The sequence below is a fragment of the Collinsella sp. AM12-1 genome (assembly GCF_003472325.1).
GTDB lineage: Bacteria > Actinomycetota > Coriobacteriia > Coriobacteriales > Coriobacteriaceae > Collinsella.
The window spans coordinates 69,186-89,262 of sequence record NZ_QRLS01000004.1; the positions used below are offsets into that span (position 1 = coordinate 69,186).

18 protein-coding genes are annotated in these 20,077 nt (G+C 61.4%); all 18 read right to left on the minus strand.

Going from position 1 to position 20,077, the window contains the following annotated elements:
• Positions 1-15: 15 nt before the first annotated feature.
• On the minus strand, positions 16-1,203 hold the full coding sequence (dxr, locus tag DW136_RS03300; protein ID WP_118289046.1) for a 1-deoxy-D-xylulose-5-phosphate reductoisomerase: 1,188 nt from the start codon (positions 1,201-1,203) through the stop codon (positions 16-18).
• The gene (locus DW136_RS03305) at positions 1,203-2,117 is read right to left on the minus strand and encodes a phosphatidate cytidylyltransferase (RefSeq protein ID WP_233546523.1); all 915 of its coding nucleotides are present in this window, start codon (positions 2,115-2,117) and stop codon (positions 1,203-1,205) included. Before DW136_RS03305 ends, dxr begins: the two co-directional genes overlap by 1 nt.
• Before the next feature lie 2 nt (positions 2,118-2,119).
• A complete protein-coding gene (locus DW136_RS03310) occupies positions 2,120-2,914 on the minus strand; it encodes an isoprenyl transferase (protein ID WP_117790406.1) in 795 nt (264 codons plus the stop codon).
• A 1-nt stretch (position 2,915) separates the two neighbouring features.
• The gene (gene frr, locus DW136_RS03315) at positions 2,916-3,452 is read right to left on the minus strand and encodes a ribosome recycling factor (protein WP_006236112.1); all 537 of its coding nucleotides are present in this window, start codon (positions 3,450-3,452) and stop codon (positions 2,916-2,918) included.
• A gap of 2 nt (positions 3,453-3,454) precedes the next feature.
• On the minus strand, positions 3,455-4,177 hold the full coding sequence (pyrH, locus tag DW136_RS03320; RefSeq protein ID WP_118259777.1) for a UMP kinase: 723 nt from the start codon (positions 4,175-4,177) through the stop codon (positions 3,455-3,457).
• A gap of 118 nt (positions 4,178-4,295) precedes the next feature.
• Entirely contained in the window at positions 4,296-5,165 is an 870-nt protein-coding gene (gene tsf, locus DW136_RS03325) for a translation elongation factor Ts (RefSeq protein ID WP_022094736.1), read from the minus strand.
• A 45-nt stretch (positions 5,166-5,210) separates the two neighbouring features.
• Positions 5,211-5,939, minus strand: coding sequence for a 30S ribosomal protein S2 (gene rpsB, locus DW136_RS03330; protein WP_006236109.1), 729 nt, complete (start codon positions 5,937-5,939; stop codon positions 5,211-5,213).
• Between the two features lie 211 nt (positions 5,940-6,150).
• Positions 6,151-7,071, minus strand: coding sequence for a tyrosine recombinase (locus DW136_RS03335; RefSeq protein WP_118289047.1), 921 nt, complete (start codon positions 7,069-7,071; stop codon positions 6,151-6,153).
• Positions 7,068-8,405 (minus strand): methylenetetrahydrofolate--tRNA-(uracil(54)-C(5))-methyltransferase (FADH(2)-oxidizing) TrmFO, encoded by a 1,338-nt coding sequence (gene trmFO, locus DW136_RS03340; protein ID WP_118289048.1) that lies wholly within the window; start codon positions 8,403-8,405, stop codon positions 7,068-7,070. The genes DW136_RS03335 and trmFO overlap by 4 nt, the downstream gene beginning before the upstream one ends.
• Before the next feature lie 14 nt (positions 8,406-8,419).
• Positions 8,420-9,352, minus strand: coding sequence for a DNA-processing protein DprA (locus DW136_RS03345; protein ID WP_118289049.1), 933 nt, complete (start codon positions 9,350-9,352; stop codon positions 8,420-8,422).
• Positions 9,352-10,875 carry a YifB family Mg chelatase-like AAA ATPase gene (locus tag DW136_RS03350; protein WP_118289050.1) on the minus strand — a complete coding sequence of 508 codons (1,524 nt, stop codon included), beginning with the start codon at positions 10,873-10,875 and terminating at the stop codon, positions 9,352-9,354. The genes DW136_RS03345 and DW136_RS03350 overlap by 1 nt, the downstream gene beginning before the upstream one ends.
• Positions 10,875-11,360 (minus strand): YraN family protein, encoded by a 486-nt coding sequence (locus DW136_RS03355; protein WP_055285132.1) that lies wholly within the window; start codon positions 11,358-11,360, stop codon positions 10,875-10,877. Before DW136_RS03355 ends, DW136_RS03350 begins: the two co-directional genes overlap by 1 nt.
• 189 nt (positions 11,361-11,549) lie before the next feature.
• Positions 11,550-12,338 carry a ribonuclease HII gene (locus tag DW136_RS03360; RefSeq protein ID WP_118289051.1) on the minus strand — a complete coding sequence of 263 codons (789 nt, stop codon included), beginning with the start codon at positions 12,336-12,338 and terminating at the stop codon, positions 11,550-11,552.
• A gap of 93 nt (positions 12,339-12,431) precedes the next feature.
• Positions 12,432-12,773 carry a 50S ribosomal protein L19 gene (gene rplS / locus DW136_RS03365; protein WP_006236098.1) on the minus strand — a complete coding sequence of 114 codons (342 nt, stop codon included), beginning with the start codon at positions 12,771-12,773 and terminating at the stop codon, positions 12,432-12,434.
• A gap of 210 nt (positions 12,774-12,983) precedes the next feature.
• Complete coding sequence (ppdK, locus tag DW136_RS03370; protein WP_118289052.1) at positions 12,984-15,734, minus strand: pyruvate, phosphate dikinase; 2,751 nt, start codon at positions 15,732-15,734, stop codon at positions 12,984-12,986.
• Between the two features lie 406 nt (positions 15,735-16,140).
• Positions 16,141-17,010 (minus strand): pyruvate, water dikinase regulatory protein, encoded by an 870-nt coding sequence (locus DW136_RS03375; RefSeq protein WP_118289053.1) that lies wholly within the window; start codon positions 17,008-17,010, stop codon positions 16,141-16,143.
• A 34-nt stretch (positions 17,011-17,044) separates the two neighbouring features.
• Positions 17,045-19,141, minus strand: a complete 2,097-nt coding sequence (gene glyS / locus DW136_RS03380) for a glycine--tRNA ligase subunit beta (RefSeq protein ID WP_118289054.1) — start codon at positions 19,139-19,141, stop codon at positions 17,045-17,047.
• A gap of 3 nt (positions 19,142-19,144) precedes the next feature.
• On the minus strand, positions 19,145-20,056 hold the full coding sequence (locus DW136_RS03385) for a glycine--tRNA ligase subunit alpha (protein WP_006236091.1): 912 nt from the start codon (positions 20,054-20,056) through the stop codon (positions 19,145-19,147).
• Between the last annotated feature and the right edge of the window lie 21 nt (positions 20,057-20,077).

A 20,077-nucleotide genomic window follows, 5' to 3' on the forward strand; every position in this document is an offset into this window, starting at 1 on the left:
AGCAATCCTTATGGGTTAGGAACGGGTTGCGACGAGCACCTGCGCAGCCTTTTCACGCGCCCACGCATCGATGTCGCGAAGCTGCTCAAACGAATCGACCGCCTGCATATCGTGGGCATCCATGCAGGATTCCACAATGCGATCGATATCGGTAAAGCTGCAGCCATCGTGCAGGAAGGCATCGACGGCGACCTCGTTGGCGGCATTAAGCACGCACGGCATGGTGCCACCCGTCTTGCCGGCACGCTCGGCCAGTGCCAGACAGCGGAAGGTATCCATGTCGGCAGCATCAAACGTGAGCTGCCCCAACTCGCGAAAATCGATACGAGGCGCCGGGGTATCCCAACGCTCGGGATACGAGAACGCGAACTGGATGGGAATACGCATGTCGGAAGCACCGAGATGCGCCATCACGGAGCCGTCGGCGAACTCGACCATAGAGTGAATCTTGGACTGACGCTGCACGACAACGTTGATGAAATCGAGATCGCAGTTAAACAGGTGCATGGCCTCGATGCGCTCCAGGCCCTTGTTCATGAGGGTGGCGGAGTCGATGGTGATCTTGGCACCCATGGCCCACGTGGGATGTGCGAGGGCATCGGCACGCGTCACGCGATCGAGCTCGTCGCGCGTGCGGCCAAAGAACGGACCGCCCGAGCAGGTGAGCCAAATACAATGAGCCTCGCGCGGGTTCTCCCCCAGATAGCACTGGTAAATGGCGGAGTGCTCAGAGTCGACCGGAATAAGCTGGCCCGGTTGCGCCAACGGCATAAGCAAGTCGCCACCGACGACGAGGGACTCCTTGTTGGCAAGAGCAAGGCGCTTATTCGAGGTCAAGGCCGCATGGCTCGCCTCGAGACCGGCGGCGCCCACAATAGCGACGAGCACGCAGTCGACATCGTCGCGACGAGCGAGCTCGCAAACCGCCTGCGCGCCAACGCCGAGCTTCGTTCCCTCGGGCAACTCCTGCAGCACGGCGTCATCGCCATGAGCGACATCGGCCACGGCAACCGCCGAAACCGAAAACTCGCGGGCAGCGGCAACGAGCTCCGAGGTGCTGGAATTAACGGACAGCGCCGTCACCTGCAGGCGATCGGCATGCTGGCGGCACACATCGAGCGCCTGGGTGCCAATAGAGCCCGTACAACCCAGGATGGCAACACGGAGGCGTCCATCGGGGCCATACGTCGTCTGGAATGACATTACAGCACGCCTCCGATCATCAAAAGCAGCTGCGCGGTAATGCAGCCAAAGATAAGCGAGTCGCTACGGTCAAGCATACCGCCATGGCCCGGGATAAGATTGCCGGAATCCTTGACGCCCACGCCGCGCTTGATGCGTGACTCGATGAGGTCGCCGATAACGCCCAAAATGGACACGACCACGCCGCACAGCAGCGCATAGGGCAGGCTGAGCTTGTAGAAGTGCGTCGCCCACAGGATGAGCCAAATCAAAACCGAGCCCAGGATGCCACCGACAAACCCCTCCCAGCTCTTTTTGGGAGAGATCTTGGGGACCATCTTGTGCTTGCCGATACGGCTGCCGACGATGTAGGCAAACGAATCGGAGACCCAAAGGGACGCGCAAACGCCCACCGAAAGTAGAGCGCCGGCAAAACCGGGCACGGCATCGCGCAGCAGCACGATAGCCGACAGCATAAAACCAGTGTAGATGGGACCCATGAGTGTCACGGCCACATCAGAGATGCGGGTACGCGGCGACCAGACATACCAAATGCCCACCGCGAGCATCAGGGCAAAAAGCAGGGCATTCAACAACATCGAATCGCCCAACGCCGACAGCGGAAAGAGCACGGCGGCAGCGATACCCATACGCTCGTTCGCCATCTTGCCATCGAGCCTTGTCATACGGAAAAATTCATAGCAGCACAGACCGCTCATGACGGAAACAAAGATGGCCGTGGGCACGATACCCAAAACCAGGCACAGGATAAAGACGACGGCGTAGACGATACCGGCGGCGGCACGGGTAATAAAGCCCGCCAGCCACGAACCGGTGCCGCTCTTCGCTGCAGGTGCTCCCGCAGTGGCAGCCTTGCGCGCAGGCGCCGCGGAAACTGGCGTCTTGGGAGCAGATGCCTTGGGACGATCGGACACGATTAAGCCTCCTCGGTCTTGCTCAGTCCACCAAACCTACGGTCACGGCCCTGATAGGCCAAAATGGCGTCGACAAGGCCCCAACGATCAAAGTCGGGCCAATAGGTATCGGTGACGTAGAATTCGGAATAAGCCACCTGCCACAGCAGATAGTTCGAAAGGCGCAGCTCACCAGAGGTGCGAATCACAAGTTCGGGATCGGGAAGACCGGCGGTATAGAGGTGGGAAGCCACCATGTCGTCATCAATTGCGGCAGGATCGATCTTACCGGCGGCAGCGTCGGATGCGATCTGACGGACAGCGCGGGTAATCTCGGCACGCGCGCCGTAGTTGACGGCAAGCGCCAGCGTCATACCGGTGTGATCGGCGCACTCGGCAAGACCGCGCTCAAAAACGTCGCGAGTCTTCTTGGGCAGCGCGGAAATGTCACCCAAAAAGACTACGCGCACATTTTCGCGCTTCAGAAGCGGCAGCTCGTCGATAAACGTCTTGGCAAACAGGTGCATCAGAACGTTGACTTCGTGCTGCGGTCGATTCCAGTTTTCGGTCGAAAATGCATAGGCCGAAAGCACGTCGACGCCCAGGCGCACGCAGGCGGTAATGATCTCGCGCAGCGAGACGATACCCGCCTTGTGGCCCTCGGTGCGTGCAAGACCGCGCGACGTGGCCCAACGACCGTTGCCGTCCATGATGCACGAGATATGGTGCGGAATGCTATTGAGGTCAAGGTCGGAAAAACCGACGCCCGCAGGGGCGTCGGCAAAGTACTCGACCAGTTTATGCTCGTCGTATTGCACCTTAGATCTCCATGACCTCGGCTTCTTTTTCCTTCAGAAGCTCCTCGACCTTGGCGACATACTCATCGGTATGCTTCTGGACCTTGGCCTGCTCGCGACGTACATCGTCCTCGGTGAGCTCCTCATCGCGCTCGAGCTTGTTGTTGAAGTCGCGACGGATGTTACGGATAGACACCTTGGCCTGCTCGGCGTACTCGCGGCACTCCTTGACGAGCTCGCGACGGCGCTCCTCAGTGGGAGCCGGGAACGGAAGACGAACGACGGTGCCATCGGAGTTGGGGGTAATACCCAGATCGGAAGCGCCGATGGCCTTTACGATGGCGTTGATAAGCGCCTTGTCCCACGGCTCGATGAGCAGCATGTGGGCCTCGGGGGTCTTGACGGCGGCAACCTGCGTGACCGGCGTGGGAACACCGTAATAATCGACGGTGATGTCGGACAGAATGTTGGCGTTGGCGCGGCCGGTACGGACCTTGGAGAAATTATGCTTGAGGGACTCGAGCGACTTGTCCATATGGGCGGTGATGTTCTCTGCCATGCTTAATCCTCCTGATAGACGAGCGTGCCGACGGGCTCACCCGCGAGCGCGCGCTTGACGGTGTCCTCGCCATCGATGTTGAGGACCAAAATCGGCATACGGTTATCCTGGCACAGAGCCGTAGCCGTGGAATCCATAACCTGCAGGCCGCGGACGAGCACCTCATGGTAGGTGATCTTGTCAAAGCGGACGGCATCGGCGCACTTGACGGGATCCTTGTCATAGATGCCGTCGACCTTGGTGGCCTTGATCAGAATCTCGGCACCGATCTCGCAGGCGCGAAGGGCCGCAGCGGTGTCGGTCGTAAAGTACGGATTGCCCGAGCCGGCAGCAAAGATAACAACGTTGCCCTTGGACAGATGGTTGATAGCGCGACGGCGAATATAGGGCTCGCAGATCTCGTTCATCTGGATAGCGCTCATCACGCGGCAGGGAACATCGTTGTGCTCGAAGGCATCCTGCAGGGCGAGCGCGTTCATAACGGTCGCGAGCATGCCCATGTAGTCGGCCTGAGCACGCTCCATGCCACCGGCAGCGCCGGCCATGCCGCGGAAAATATTGCCGCCGCCGACAACGACGCCGACCTCATGGCCAACGGCGAGCAGCTCCTTGACCTGTTTGGCAAGATGGTCGGTAACCTTGGGGTCGATGCCGTAGTGGCCGTCGCCCATCAGTGCTTCGCCGGAAAGCTTAAGAAGCACGCGTTTATATCGGATGTCGGACAAAGCGATCCTCCTTTAGATTGAACTCTCAACATTCTATCAAAGGCTCTAAGAAGAGCCATGAAAAAGCAGGCTGTGAGTAAAACCCACAGCCTGCTCATTACCAGCTACAAGAGCTTATTTACTCGCCACGGACCAGACGGTCAAAGGCAACGACGGTAATGGTGTCGCCGAGCTCCTTGGAGACCTGCTCAGCGTACTTCTTGATGGTGAGGGAGCTGTCCTTGATGAACTCCTGCTCGGTGAGCACGGACTGCTTGTAGAACTTCTCCAGACGGCCGACAGCCATCTTCTCCTGAATGGCCTCGGGCTTGCCGGACTCGGCAGCCTGAGCCATGTAGATCTGCTTCTCGTGCTCGACGGTCTCGGCCGGAACCTGATCGCGGGTGGCGCAGATCGGGGCGACGGCGGCAACCTGAAGGGCAACGTCGTGGGCGAAGGTCTTGAAGGACTCAGCCTGAGCGGTCTCGGCCTTCTCGAAGGCAAACTCGACGAGGACGCCGATCTTACCACCCATGTGGATGTAAGAAGCGAGCGCGCCGTTCTCGGCCTTGCGGGCGGCGAAACGGGAGATCTTCATGTTCTCGCCCATGATGTGAATCATCTCGGTGAGCTCGGAGGAAACGGTCTCCTCGCCCATCGGCTTCTCGAGCAGAGCGTCAACGTCAGCAGGCTCGGTGGTAGCGACAACCTCAGCGACCTTGGAAGCAAAGCCGGTGAACTTGGCGTTGGAGCCAACGAAGTCGGTCTCGCAGGAGAGCTCGAGCAGAGCGCCGGTCTTGCCATCCTCGGAGACGAACGCGGCGACAGCGCCCTCGTTGGTCTCACGGCCAGCCTTCTTGGCAGCCTTGGCAAGGCCGTTCTTGCGCAGAACGTCGACAGCGGCGTCCATGTCGCCGTCAGCCTCGACGAGAGCCTTCTTGCACTCCATCATCGGGGAGTCGGTCATCTCGCGGAGCTGCTTGACCATAGCGGCGGTAATCTGGGCCATTGTGGTTCCTTTCAAAGAGATGAAAAAGAATTAACTAAGACTGATTTACTCGGCCTTGGGCTCAGCGGCCATCTCGGCCTCGGAGACCTGCTCCTTGCCGGAGCCAGCGAGGCAGGCGTCAGCCATGAGCTCGCACATAAGGGTGACAGCGGAGATAGCGTCATCGTTGCAGGGGATGCCGTACTCGACCTCGTCGGGATCGGAGTTGGTGTCGATCAGGGCGACGACGGGGATGTTCAGGCGCTGGGCCTCCTTGATGGCGTTCTCCTCGCGCTTGGTGTCGATGACGAAGAGAGCCTGGGGCAGACCCTTCATGTCGCGGGCGCCACCGAGGTTGGTCTGGAGCTTGGTGAGCTCCTTGCCGAGCACAGCCTGCTCCTTCTTGGGGAGCACTGCCATGCGGCCGTCCTCGACCATGGCCTCGAGCTCCTCCATGCGGTTGATGCGGGAGCGGATGGTGACGAAGTTGGTCAGCATACCGCCGAGCCAACGCTGGTTGATGTAGGGCATGTTGGCGCGCTCAGCAGCGTTCTTGACGGCCTCCTGAGCCTGCTTCTTGGTGCCGACGAACAGCACGTTGCCACCCTTGGCGACGTTCTTGACGAAGGTGTAAGCCTGGTCGGCGTCGAGGATGGTCTGCTTGAGGTCGAGGATGTAGATGCCGTTGCGCTCACCGAAGATGAACGGCTTCATCTTGGGGTTCCAGCGACGGGTCTGGTGACCGAAGTGGCAGCCGGCCTCGAGCAGGGTGCGGATATTAATCTTGGTAGCCATGTTAAACCTCCTGTGGTTTGCCTCCGCGCGGGGTCATCCTCCAAAACCAACCCGGACATGTGCTACCAAAGCCCGGGCACCACGGTATGAAGTAGCCGCGCGTGCGTGATAAAAACCTGTTGCCGTAAAGCAACCCGATGAATGATAGCAGGATTACCTCTTCCTGCCAACCCGCAATCAAAACCACACACCTCGGCGCGGGAGACCCCTTCTACTCGCCGCGGGGGTGGGCCTGACTCACGGCGCGCTTGAGTCGATCGGGCGTGAGATGCGTGTAGATCTGCGTTGTGGACAGGCTCGCATGCCCCAGCAGCTCCTGAACCGAGCGCAGGTCCGCGCCGCCCTCGAGCAAGTCGGTCGCAAAGGTATGGCGCATCACATGCGGGGCGATATCGGCAGGTATGCCGGCAAGCGACGTGAGCATATGGAACCGCCTCCTGAGCATGGCGGCACTCATGCGGTTTCCGCGCGCCGAGATAAACAGCGGATGCGGCCCGGTAGCGGGGTCACGGCGCTTTGCCCGAGCGAGCAACTCCGGCCTGCCCTCCTCAATATAGAGACGCGTCGCCTCGAGCGCACGACGATACAGAGGGACGATACGTTCCTTGCTCCCCTTGCCCCACAGGCGCAGCGTGCGTTCGGACCAAGCGATGGACTCCACATTGAGTGCTGCGAGCTCAGAGATACGAGCACCCGAGGCATAGAGCAGCTCGAGCATCGCCGCATCGCGCAGTCCCGCGGGAGTTGAGGTATCGGGAGCTTTGAGGAGTGCCTCCACCTGTTGGTTCGTCAGCACACCGGGCAGATCTCGCGGGAGCTTGGGCGAGGAAATTGCCGAGACCGCATCGCCCTCCACGATCCCCTCGGCAGCCATCCACCGATAGAGCGATCGGATAGCCGACAGATGCGCCGCAAGCGTTCGGGGAGCAACCTGCTCACGCGAAAGCTCGGCAAGATAGCGACGAATGGTGCGCACGTCGGCAGCGAAAGCATCGATATCCTCGCACTCGCACCAGGCAGCAAAGCGCTCCAGCCTCGAGCCATAGGCCGTCACCGTGTTGGGAGAAAGCCCCTCGACACGTGCGATATAGGCGATAAACGAGTCGACGGTGTCGTACAGGTCAAAGGCTATGACCGGTCGCCTCCAAACAGATCGGGGCGAGTTGCCAGATAGGCATCAAGGGCCTCGAGCGCACGGTCCGCATACGCCTGGTAGCGATCGCGCTTACTGCGGCGCTTGCCGTCCTCGAGCGGCGGCACCAAGCCAAAGTTGACGTGCATGGGCTGATAGCCCACCGTTGCCGGATCGGTCGCATAGCCCACGAGCGCGCCCAGGGCGCCCACGCGCGGCAGCTCGACGCTCGCGGCACCGATAGCCTCGGCATAGGTGTTGAGCGCCGCGAGCAGACCCGTCGCCACGGCCTCCATATAGCCCTCGGTGCCGGTGATCTGACCGGCCAGGCGCACGCCGGTACCGGGCACGGCAAAGGTGCCATCGAGCACGTGCGGGGCGTCGACAAAGGTATTGCGGTGCATGACACCGTAGCGGAAGAACTCAGCGTTCTCCAGGCCCGGCACCATATGGAAGACGCGCTTCTGCTCGCCAAAGGTCAGATTGGTCTGGAAGCCCACCAGGTTATAGGCGGTCTTCTCCTTGTTCTCGGCACGCAGCTGAATCGCCGCCCAGGGGCGACGTCCGGTACGCGGGTCGGTGAGACCGACGGGCTTCATGGCGCCAAAGCGAATGGCGTCCTTGCCGGTGCGCGCAACTTCCTCGGCAGGCTGGCAGGCCTGGAACAAATCGCCGCCCTCAAAGTCCTTGAGCACCACGCGGTCGGCCGTGGTAAGCGCCTCGATAAAGGCCTCGTACTCCTCCTTATTGAGCGGAGCGTTGAGATAGTCGCCGCTCCCCTGCTCCTCGTAGCGCGACTGCGAGAACAGCACGTCCATATCGAGCGTGGAGGCATCGACGATCGGCGCCGCCGCATCAAAGAATGCTAGGGCATCGCCACCGACGAGCTTCATGACCTCTTCGCTCAGCGCCGGCGAGCACAAGGGGCCGGCGGCAATGACCACGTGACCCTCGGGAATCTGCGTGACCTCGCCGTGAATGATCTCGATATTGGGACGGGCGGCAACCTCGGCCTCGACAAGCTCGGAAAACTTGACACGGTCGACCGCCAGGGCACCACCGGCGGGAACAGCCGCGCGATGGGCGCAATCGAGCAGGACCGAGCCCATGCGCTCAAGCTCGGCCTTCAGCAAACCGGCCGCAGAGTCCGGACGGGTCGACTTAAACGAATTGGAGCAGACGAGCTCTGCCAGGTGATCGGTATGGTGGGCCGGGGAGCTCACCTGGGGGCGCATCTCGCACAGCTTTACGGCAAACCCGCGGTCTGCCAGCTGGATCGCGCATTCCGATCCCGCCAGACCGCCACCGATAACCGTCACCTGATCAAACAGCATCTGCAAACACCTTTCTAATTGACACGTTTTCCATTGTGACCGAAGGGTGTCTGGGCGTGAAGGGCAAACTTGGAGGGCGCATACCTTCCATCCATCATGCGCTCAATAAGCCCCTCGAGCTCAAGCGAACCCAAGAGTTTGAGTACGCCGACTGCATCGAGCGAGACGAGCGCCGCAATGTCATCAACCTTGAGCGGAGAGGCGATGAGCGCATGCATCACGGTCTGCTGTGTTGGATCCAGGTCGGCAATGCCGGGAGCATCGGGGCGCGAGTAGCGCAGGGTACCGTAGATGCGTGAGATAGCCATCTCGATAGATTCCTCGTCGATGATGCAGCAGGCACCGTTCGCAATGAGGTAATTCGTGCCACGCGACTCGGGCGATAGGATCGACCCGGGCACAGCAAGAAGTTCGCGCCCCAAATCCATAGCAGCCTCGGCTGTAGAAAACGTCCCGGAAGGCATTCCCGCCTCGGATACAAAGAGGGCTTGCGACAGGGCCGCGATCACGCGATTGCGGCGCGGAAAGGCAAACTTGCGCGGACCCATGCCCCACGGAGAGATCGACACGACCGCGCCGCCCGTATCGAGCGTGCGAGTAATAAGCCCCGCGCTCGAACGCGGGTAGACCACGTCGGCGCCCGTCCCCAGCACCACGACATGTTTGCCGCCGGCGTTGACCGCAGCCCAACCCGAGGCCTGGTCACAACCGACCGCGCCGCCCGAAACAACCGTCACGCCCGCCTCGACCGCCACCTTTGCCGCAAGCTCTGCCACGGCAAGACCATACGGCGAGGCCTTGCGCGCGCCGATGATGGAGAGCGCAGGCGTCGAAAGCACCTCGGGGTTGCCGCGCACATAGAGCGTCTGAGGTACATCAGAAAGCTCCAAAACGGTCTCGGGATACAACGCGTCACCTGGATGCAGTTCGAAGCTCCCCTCGGCCATCACTGGTCCCTCCTTCCCTGGTACATCGCCGCCTCGAGCACGTGGTCCTGAGTCACCTGCTCGCTCTCGGCGACGTCGGCGATGGTACGCGCGATACGCACCAGGCGCACGATGCCGCGGCCCGTGAGATGCGTGCGCTTCGACAGGCCGAGCACACACTTCTCCGCCGCACCATCGAGCTCAAAGGTCGAAACGACGCCGTCAATGGACCGCGTCTCATCATCCTCGGCCTCGGCGTCCGCATCGTCCATACGGGATTCGCGCCAAGCGCGAAAAGCTCGACCGCGCACAACGTAGTCACGTAACTCAGCCGACGACATACCCTCCGCACCCTCGATAATCACTTGGGGGTCGGGACGGGTCACATCGATCATCATGTCGATACGGTCGGCCAAAGGACCGCGCAGCTTTGCCCGATAGCGCTCCACCATCGCCGCCGAGCAGCGACACGGCACCTCGCGATCGCCCAAAAAACCGCAGGGGCAGGGATTGCTCGCAGCCAGCAGCTGAAAGCGCGACGGGAAGGTAAAGGCCCCGTCGACGCGCACGATCCTCACATAGCCGCGTTCGATAGGCTGACGCAGCGTCTGCAGCACACCCGTGGGAAACTCGGCAAGCTCGTCCAAAAAGAGCACGCCGCCATGAGCCAGGCTGATCTCACCCGGATGCACCGGGCGTCCTCCGCCAATGAGGCCCGCCGTTGAAATACTGTGATGGGGGCTTCGAAACGGCCGATGACCTGCCAATAAGTCATCGATGTTCTCGCCCAAGACCGAATGGATGCACAGCGCCTCCTGCTGATCCTCAACGGAAAGCTCGGGCAGGATGCCGGTCATACGGCGCGCAAGCATCGTCTTGCCCGATCCCGGGGACCCAATCATGAGCAAGCCGAGTTCTCCTGCCGCCGCAAGCGCCATGCCGCGTTTGGCAACCTCCTGCCCCAGTACGTCGGCATAGTCGAGCTCGGGCTCAAAGGTCACCTCGACGCCCTCAGAATCCAAGTAGTGCCGCGCGGCATCGCCCATACCATGAGCAAGCTGAGACAAATGATCGATAAATCCGCAATCCACGCCCGCAAGCGGCACATGCTGATCGGACCTGCCGGCGATGAAAGACAGCCCCATGTCGCGAGCCAGCAGCTGAAACGCCACCTCGCCCTTGACGGGAAGGACCGTACCGTCCAAGCCAAGCTCACCAGCGATAAGACAACGATCGAGGTTGTCGCGGGGAATCTGACCATCGGCCGCTAGAACCGCGATGGCGATGGGCAGATCAAAGCCGCTACCGGTCTTGCGAATATCGCCGGGCGCCAGATTGACCGTAATGCCCGAGCGTGGGATCTCGAACCCGGCGGAGCGCATCGCGCAGCGAATACGACCGCGTGACTCCATCACCTCCATACTCGGGATGCCGAGCATCTGAATGCCCGGAACGCCACCGGCAAGCGAGACCTCGACCGTGACGGGAATCGCCTCGACGCCGCGGATGCAGGCCGCGTGTACGGCAAACGTCTCGAACGCCATCACGACACCTGCCAATCGAACGCATTGTACTGATGCTCGATCTCAGCGATATGCCCGCCGCGAATGGTGACGCCCACGGCATCGAAGCGAATCGCCTTGAGCGGATAATGCTCCATGAGATAGCAACTTGCGATGCGGCGGTAGCGGCGTTGCTTTTGGGCGTCCACGGCCTCCTCGGGAAAGACCCGCGTGGTGCAATCCAGGGCGACGCGTCTCGTCTTGACCTCGGCCATCACCACGACATCGTCGAGCTCATCGAGCAGCACCAGATCGGCCTCGCCCTCGGTGCAACGATAGCCCTGCTCCAGCAAGGTGTAGCCGCGCTCGTTAAAGTAGTCGATGGTGATCAGCTCGCCCAGCATACCCAGCTCGCGGGGACTGAGTCCCTTGATAAACTCGGGCGTCATCGCCCCGCAGTCGAGCTCGCCGTTTTCCCAACGCTCCTTGAGCTGCTGCGTCTTGCTCTTTTTGCTTGCGGCACTCATGGGGTCTCCTTTCCCGCACACTGCATTGCCCCGATGATGAGGGCACCTTTCATGCGGGTAAGTACCGGATGCAAACCAAAAGCTGACCAAATGCCGTCAAAAAACGGGCTGTACGCAGCAATGGTGTTGCATACGGCCCGCTACCAGCAGGTTTATAAAACTCCAGAGGTCCCTGTCTCCACAATTGACCTAGAAAAGGCGCTCAGTCTGCAGAAAGTTTCCGCAAAAGCTCACGCGGTGCAGCGGACAAAGTCCATGTTTGCGAATGGCCTCGATATGCTCGGGGCTCGCATAGCCCTTCGACTCTGCCAGATGGTACTCGGGGTACTCGGCGTCGTACTCGACCATCATCTCGTCACGCGTGACCTTGGCCATGATGGACGCCGCAGCGATGCAGGCGATTTTGGCATCGCCCTTCACCACATCGCGCTCGTTAGGAACGGCGCCCAAGGGGTTGCCATCCATGAGGACGCAGTCGGGCTCGAGCCCCGTATCGGCCACGGCGCCCGCGACGGCAGCGCGGATGGCGCGGGCCATGCCCATCTCATCGATATCCTTCGGCGCGATATGGCAAAAACCGATCGCCGTCGCCACCTCGGCAATCTTCACCGAGAGCAGCTCGCGGCGCGCCGGCGTGAGCTTTTTGGAATCGTTGATACCCCAAACGCGCGGCTCCATGGGAAGGCACACGGCGCACACCGTCAGGGGACCGGCCACCGATCCGCGACCCACCTCGTCGACACCAACGATCACCCCATCGCCGCCAAGCTCATGCATAAGCTCGTACATGCCATTAACGCGCTCGCGCTCGGCAACCTCTTTGGCATGGCGTTTGAGGGCGCGTTCACAAGCCTTGATCACCTGCTGGCGCGGGTCCTCGCGATAATGCTCCACGAGGGCGGGAATCTCCTCAAACGTAGCGCTTGCCAGCTCTCCGGCAACCTGCGATGCCGAAACCGAGCTCGTCATGTTGGCCATACCAGGCCCTCCTTGTATGCAAATCAGATAAAAAGAAGGGCCACCCGAAGGTGACCCTTGTGTCCAAACGAGTGGACAGACGCTGCGATCTTCTTAGCGCTTCTCGGGGATGCGAGCAGCCTTGCCCACCTTGTCGCGGAGGTAGTACAGCTTGGCGCGACGAACGCGACCATGACGAACGACCTCGAGCTTGGCGATCTTGGGGCTGTGAAGCGGGAAGGTACGCTCAACACCGACACCGAAGGACATCTTGCGGACGGTGAAGGTCTCGCGGGCACCGGCGCCGGCCATGCGGATGACGTCGCCCTGGAAGACCTGAATGCGCTCGCGGTCGCCTTCCTTAATGCGGTAGTGAACCTTGACGTTGTCGGCGACGCGAACCTGAGGAATGTCCTCGCGGATCTGCTGACGCTCGATTGCGCGGATGTAATCCATGTGCAATTCCTTACTCTTCTAGAGGTGCCGTACCACCTTGGCCGGCACGTAGTTGAACAAACGTATTCGAGTATACACGCGCGGGTTTCTGCTGCAAGAACAATTTTTTACGCAGACAAAAAGACAAAACCCGCACATGATAACCGCCCGTCTCACGAATGAGACGGGCGGCATGAAGGGGGACTACGCTAGGCGTCTAAACGCTAAACGCTAGGCGGAACGCTTGGCCTCGAGCTTGGCCTGAGCGGCAGCCAGGCGCGCGAGGGGCACACGATAGGGCGAGCAGGAAACGTAGTCCACGTCGGCCACGTTAAACAGGCCCTTGATGGACTTGGGGTCGCCGCCGTGCTCGCCGCACACGCCAAAGTGCATGTCGGGATTGGTGGCGCGGCCCTTCTCGACGGCCAAGCGCACGAGCTCCAGCACTGCCGCGTCGATGGTCTCGAAGGGGTTGTCTTTCAGGATCTTTTTATGCATGTACAGCGGGATGAACTTGGCCTCGGCATCGTCACGAGAGAAGCCAAAGGTCGTCTGGGTGAGATCGTTGGTGCCAAAGCAGAAGAAGTCGGCGTGCTGGGCGATCTCGTCGGCGACCATGCAGGCGCGCGGCAGCTCGAGCATCGTGCCCACGGGAATGTTGAGCTCGACGCCCTCTTCGGCGGAAACCTCGGCGATCACGCGCTCGATGACCTCGCGGGTCTGGACATGCTCGGCCGTGATGGAAACGAGCGGGACCATAATCTCGGGGCGCGGGTCGACGCCCTCCTTGATAAGGCGGGCGGCAGCCGTGGCGACGGCGCGGACCTGCATCAGCGGCAGATCGCTAAAGACGACGGACAGGCGCACGCCGCGTAGGCCGAGCATGGGGTTCGACTCGACCATGCCGTCGATACGACGCAGGCGGGTGCGCAGGACGGCAAGCTCTTCCTCGCTGGCGCCAGCGGCCTCCTTCTTGGTGATGGCGACCTCGAGCTCGCGAGGATTATCCAGGAACTCATGAAGCGGCGGATCGAGCAGGCGGACGACCACATCGCGACCAGACATGGTCTTGAACATCGCCAGGAAGTCCTCGGTCTGGACCTTAAGCAGGTCGGACAGGGCCTGCTGCTTCACGGCCTCATCGTCAGACAGGATAAAGCTCTGGATGATGTTCTTGCGATCGCCCAGGAACATATGCTCGGTGCGGCACAGGCCAATAGCCTCGGCGCCAAACTCGAGGGCAAGCTCGGCATCCTCGGGATTGTCGGCGTTGACGCGCACATGGTTGGCATGACCACAGGTCTCCTCCAGACGGATCTCGTCGGCCCAGGACAGGATAGTGTCCAGGTCGCCGGTAAGCTCGGCGGAGACCAGGTCGACGGGACCGTCGACGACGATGCCCTGGGTGCCGTCGATGGAGATGACATCGCCCTCGTGCAATACGCGGTCGCTGCCCTCGATGCGCACGACCTTTTCTGCGGCGTCGATGTGGAAGCGTTCAACGCCGCAGACACAGGGCGCACCCATGCCGCGGGCGATAACGGCGGCATGGCTCGTCTTGCCACCGTGGCTGGTCAGGATGCCCTCGGCGGCGACCATGCCCTTCAGGTCATCGGGGTTGGTCTCCCAACGAACCAGAATGACCTTGTGACCCTCGTTGGCGCGCGCGACGGCGTCATCGCTCGAGAACACGACCTCGCCCACGGCGGCACCGGGGCTGGCGTTAAGACCGCTGGCCAGCACCTCGTACTTCTTGGAGGCGTCAAACTGCGGGTGCAGAAGCTGGTCGAGCTGCGCGGGATCGATGCGGCTCACGGCCTCCTCGCGGGTGATCAGACCCTCCTCGACCATTTCGATGGCGATGCGCAGGGCGGCGGTAGCGGTGCGCTTGCCCACGCGGGTCTGAAGCATCCAAAGTTTACCCTGCTCGATGGTGAATTCGATATCGCACATGTCGCGGTAATGATCCTCGAGCGTCAGGAACACGCGCTCGAGTTCCTCACCTGCGGACTCGAGGCCCGGGGTGGTCTTGAGGTCGGCGATGGGCTCGGTGTTACGGATGCCGGCGACGACGTCCTCGCCCTGGGCGTTAACCAGAAAGTCGCCGTAGAACTCCTTAGTGCCATCGGCCGGATTGCGCGTAAAAGCGACGCCGGTCGCAGAGGTCTCACCCTTGTTGCCAAAGGCCATGGCTTGGACGCTGACGGCAGTACCGAGCTCGTCGGAGATGCCGTGCTGTTTGCGGTAGATGCAGGCGCGCTCGTTCAACCAGCTGCCAAAGACGGCCTGGATGGCAAGGCGCAGCTGGAGCTCAGGATCGTGCGGGAAGACGGGCTTGCCGTCGGCGACCTCGAGCTCGGGATACAGGGCGGCCTCGACGTTCTCGGAGAAAATGCCCTTGAAGGTCTCGACGAGCTCCTGCAGATCCTCGGCCGAAAGCTCGGAGTCGACGCGGACGCCAGCGACCAGGCGGGCCTGGGTCAGGGCATTCTCGAATAGGTCGGCGTCAACGCCCATAACGACGTTGGAGAACATCTGGATAAAGCGACGGTAGCTATCCCAGGCAAAGCGCGGGTTTTGCGTCTGGGCGATGAGACCCTGAACGGAGTCGTCGTTGAGACCCAAGTTGAGGACCGTGTCCATCATGCCGGGCATGGAAAACGGAGCGCCCGAGCGAACCGATACGAGCAGCGGATCATTGTCGTCACCGAGCTTCTTGCCACAGCGGGCCTCGAGGTCGGCCTCGGCGGCAACGATCTCATCGAGTGCGCCTTCGGGCCAGACGTTGCCGGCACCGGAGTACTCGACGCAAGTCTGGCAGGTAATGGTAAAGCCACCGGGAACCGGCAGGCCGATGCGGCTCATCTCGGCAAGGTTTGCGCCCTTGCCGCCAAGCACGAAGTTCATGGACTTGTCGCCCTCAGTGACACAGGTGCCCTGGGCGTCGGCTCCAAAACGGTAAACCCTCTTGCAATCGCTCACGATACTTCCCCTTCCATGCGCTCTCGCACACGACCGTGGTAACGAATCGACCCGCCGGATGCGAGCCGTGAGGGTACTATACGGCGGGCATTGAGCGGACTTGCGTAGAGGGCGAGTGGGTTGGTAAACGTGGTAAATTTGGCGGTAAACGGTAGGTAAAGGTGGTTACCTTATGAAGATATCACTGCAAGAAAAATGCAGGTCAGATGCGATGTTTTTGCTAAATCGCTTTATCATAATCATGCATTATTTTCAGGTAGTCTCTTTGGGTAGCTAATTTGGGACGGGGCTATTTTAGCTACCCCACACGAGCGTTCGGCCCCAAGCCGTATCTGGATTATGGGTAGCTAAAATAGCCCCGTCCCAAATTAGCTACCCAGACAAACCCGTCCCACATAAGCTAGCTTTATTGAGCGCGACGGGCGGCACGGCGGGCCCTGGCTTCCTGAATCTCTTCGAGGTGGGCAATGATCTCGGAGGCGCTCTCCTCGATTGCCTTACCGTCGGTACGCACCACAAAGCAGCCCAGACGCTTCATGAGTGCACGGGCTTCCTCGAGCTCGCTGCGCACGCTCTCAGGCTCGGCATAGGAGCCGGCGACGGCGCGGGCGTAGTCGTCGCCCAGGCGACTATCACGAATCTCGAAAATCACATCGACGGTCGAAATCAAGCCGAACAACCGCATCGGGTCGACCTCGTAAATTGACTTCGGCGGCTCCATGCCATGGGCCAAAGGAACATTGGCAACCTTGTAACCCTGATAGGCTAAATACATCGACAGCGGCGTCTTGGACGTGCGGGATACGCCCAGCAGCACGATATCGGCACCCGACAGATCGTCGCAGCCGCGCCCGTCATCGTGCTCAACGAAATACTCCATAGCCTCAATGCGATGAAAATAGCGGTCATCGGTCTTGTGAATCACGCCCGCAACGCCCTTGGGCGGCACACCGATGAGCGACGACAGCACGGCGAGCGTCGGACCGATCAGGTCGACCGAGCGAATGTGCAGCATGCCCAAGTAGTCGAGCACACGAGCACGAAGGGCCGGGTCGACAATGGTGTGGAACACGGCGATATCGCGATGGTCGGCATCGACGCGCGGCCCCACAAATGACTTGACCTGCTCCACGGAGGTCACCTTGGGCAGGCGCAAAACGTGAAAAGCCCCTTCATCAAATTGCCCGGACGCCGCAAGCACCACCTCACAAGCGGTATCACCGAGCGAGTCGGAGATAACGATAACGGTGGGACGAGCGGTGACCGGGCAATCCATGCGGGGCTCCTTTTGCGCTTACGCGCAGGCTAGCTTACTTTTTGCGGGCAAGCTCACCAATGTTGGCGATGCCGGAGAAAACGGCCTCGAAGCGGTTGAGCAGCTTAAGGCGATTATCGCGGAGCTGCTCGTCCTTGTCCATGACCATAACCTCGTCGAAGAAACGGTCGATGGGCGCGCGCAGGGCGGCAAGGGCGGCAAATGCGGCCGGGTAGTCCTCGGCAGCGAGGGCGGCATCGACAGCAGTCTGAGCAGCCTCGGAGGCGTCGGCAAGCGCGAGCTCGGCCTCACCCATCAGACTGCGGTCATACTCCGCACCCAGCTCGGGCTTGGAGATGTGCGCGGCGCGGGCATAGGCGGTAGCCAGGTTGTCGAAGGTCTCGGCATCGTTCTTGCGGGCCTCGTCGAGCGCGGCGCAGCGGGCGAAGAAGACGGACGGGGCGATGATGTGCACCGCGGAGACGGCGGCGACGGTATCGGCCGGAATCTTCTCGTCGCGGGCCATGCTCACCAAGCGGCCATGGAAGAAGTCACGGACCTGCTGGGCGACCTCGGCGGCATTGAACTCAATACCCTGCTCGCTATAGAGCTCGAGAGCGAAGTCGATGAGCGACGTGGGGTCGATCGGCAGGCGGTCGCGCAGGATGTTGATGATGCCGATAGCGGCACGACGCAGCGCATAGGGGTCCGAAGAGCCGGTCGGGGGCTCGCCGATGGAAAAGATACCGGCGATGGTATCGAGCTTGTCGGCGCAGGCCACGATGCAGCCAGCGGTGCCCTCGGGCAGCTCGTCACCGGCAAAGCGAGGACGATAGTGATCGCGAATAGCATGGGCGACCTCGTCGTTCTCCCCCATCGCGGTCGCGTAATAACCGCCCATCACGCCCTGCTGGCTCGTGAACTCAACGACGGCGTTGGAAACCAGGTCGGCCTTGCACAGGTGTGCGGCACGGCCGGCGTCGGCTGCAAGGTGAGCACCGAGGTGTGCCTCACGGGCAATCGCAAGCGCGAGCTGCTCAATACGCTCGGACTTGGCGAGCACGCTGCCGAGCTTCTCCTGGAAAGCGACCTTGGCCAGGAGCTCACGGAACTCGTCGAGGGAGATCTTCAAGTCCTCCTCGTAGAAGAACTTGGCGTCGTCCAGACGGGCGCGCACGACGCGCTCGTTGCCGTCGATCACGCGCTCGGCGTTCTCGGGCTTGCTGTTGGAGACGACCACGAACTCACGCGTGAGCTTGCCCTCACCGTCGTAGATCGGGAAGTAGCGCTGGTTGGTGAGCATGGACTCACAGATGATCTCGTGCGGGACCTTGAGGAACTCCTCATCAAAGGTACCGACGAGAACCGTCGGCCACTCGCAGAGGTTAATGACCTCCTCAAAGACCTTCTTGGGCGTATCGACGTGGCAGCCGGGGCGCGCAGCCTCGACCTCGGCGATACCGGCAAGAATGGCCTCACGACGGCGCTCGGCAGAAAGCACGCCGGCGTCCTCGAGCACCTGCTCGTAAACAGCGGGGCTGGCGACCACATGGTCACCGGGGCCAAGCACGCGATGACCGCGCGTGGTGTTGCCGCTTGTCACGTCGGCAAACGACACGGGCACAACATCCTCGCCCAAAAGGCAGCAGATCCAACGGACCGGACGAACAAAGGTCGCATGCTCGTGACCCCAGCGCTGGGAGCGGTAGTTGGGCCACTGCAGGCCAGCGATAGTCTTCTCGCACAGGGCGGTCAGAATCGGCGTAGCCGGTGCGGAGGGAATGTTCTTCTCAGCAAAGACATACTCGCGACCGTCGGTGTCCTCGCGACGGACCAGATCCTCGGCAGCCACACCGCACTTGCGAGCGAAGCCCTGGGCGGCCTTGGTGGCGTTACCGTCAGCATCGAAGGCAATGTTGGCCGCAGGACCACGCTTGACCTCGTGAACCTCATCGGTCGCGGTGGCGACGTCGGCAACGAGTGCAGCCAGACGACGTGGGCTCGAGACCACGCGGACCTCGCCGTGGGCCAGACCGGCCTCGTCGAGGCCCTTGGCAATCATGGTGCCAAGCTGCTTGACAGCATTGTTCAGCGGTGCGGAGGGCATTTCCTCCGTACCGATCTCAAACAGGAAATCCTTAGCGTCTGCCATGGCTTACGCCACCTCGCCTTCCTGGTCGGCATTCTCGTTGACTCCGGCGACCTCGGCCATGTAGGCCTCGCAGCACGCCTTAGCGACGGCGCGGACGCGCAGGATGTAGTTGGCACGCTCGACCGCGGACAGCGCGCCGCGGGCATCGAGCAGATTGAAAGCGTGGCTGCACTTCATGACGCAGTCGTATGCGGGCAGCGGCAGCTTGCGCTCCAGGCAGGAATGGCACTCGGCCTCGTAGTCGTCAAACTTCTGACGCATCATCTCGACGTTGGCGACCTCAAAGTTGTAAGCGCTGAACTCGCGCTCGTTCTCGAGGAACACGTCACCATAGGTCATGGGCGTGCCGTCGGGCAGATAGCTCCACACCAGGTCGTAGACGGAGTTGACGCCCTGGGCGTACATGGCGATGCGCTCCAGGCCATAGGTGATCTCGACGGGCACGGGGTCGACCTCGATGCCGCCCACCTGCTGGAAGTACGTAAACTGCGTGACCTCCATGCCGTTGAGCCAGACCTCCCAGCCAAGGCCCCAGGCGCCGAGCGTCGGGCTCTCCCAGTCGTCCTCGACAAAGCGGACGTCATGGTCGTTGGGGTCCAGGCCAATGGCGGCCAGCGAACCCAGGTAGAGCTCCTGGGCGTTGACCGGCGAGGGCTTGATGAGCACCTGGAACTGATAGTAGTGCTGCATGCGGTTGGGGTTCTCGCCGTAGCGGCCGTCGGCGGGACGGCGGCAGGGCTGCGCATAGCAGGTGCGCCACTCGGCGGGACCGAGCGAGCGCAGCGTGGTCGCGGTATGGAAGGTACCGGCACCGACCTCGGAGTCATAGGGCTGCATAATGACGCAGCCCTGCTCGCCCCAGTACTGCTGGAGGCGCAGGATGATGTCTTGGAAGGAAAGCGATGAAGCGTTCATGCCTCTAATATCCCCTCGTCG

Bases quoted from the DNA above. Each gene is read 5' to 3' on its own strand.
- DW136_RS03350 (WP_118289050.1), bottom strand. From the start codon at position 10,875: ATGGCGTTCGAGACGTTTGCCGTACACGCGGCCTGCATCCGCGGCGTC.
- DW136_RS03355 (WP_055285132.1), bottom strand. From the start codon at position 11,360: ATGAGTGCCGCAAGCAAAAAGAGCAAGACGCAGCAGCTCAAGGAGCGT.
- dxr (WP_118289046.1), bottom strand. From the start codon at position 1,203: ATGTCATTCCAGACGACGTATGGCCCCGATGGACGCCTCCGTGTTGCC.
- DW136_RS03375 (WP_118289053.1), bottom strand. From the start codon at position 17,010: ATGGATTGCCCGGTCACCGCTCGTCCCACCGTTATCGTTATCTCCGAC.
- frr (WP_006236112.1), bottom strand. From the start codon at position 3,452: ATGGCAGAGAACATCACCGCCCATATGGACAAGTCGCTCGAGTCCCTC.
- trmFO (WP_118289048.1), bottom strand. From the start codon at position 8,405: ATGCTGTTTGATCAGGTGACGGTTATCGGTGGCGGTCTGGCGGGATCG.
- rplS (WP_006236098.1), bottom strand. From the start codon at position 12,773: ATGGATTACATCCGCGCAATCGAGCGTCAGCAGATCCGCGAGGACATT.
- DW136_RS03345 (WP_118289049.1), bottom strand. From the start codon at position 9,352: ATGGCCGAGGGGAGCTTCGAACTGCATCCAGGTGACGCGTTGTATCCC.
- rpsB (WP_006236109.1), bottom strand. From the start codon at position 5,939: ATGGCTACCAAGATTAATATCCGCACCCTGCTCGAGGCCGGCTGCCAC.
- DW136_RS03360 (WP_118289051.1), bottom strand. From the start codon at position 12,338: ATGGCCAACATGACGAGCTCGGTTTCGGCATCGCAGGTTGCCGGAGAG.
- glyS (WP_118289054.1), bottom strand. From the start codon at position 19,141: ATGGCAGACGCTAAGGATTTCCTGTTTGAGATCGGTACGGAGGAAATG.
- DW136_RS03385 (WP_006236091.1), bottom strand. From the start codon at position 20,056: ATGAACGCTTCATCGCTTTCCTTCCAAGACATCATCCTGCGCCTCCAG.
- tsf (WP_022094736.1), bottom strand. From the start codon at position 5,165: ATGGCCCAGATTACCGCCGCTATGGTCAAGCAGCTCCGCGAGATGACC.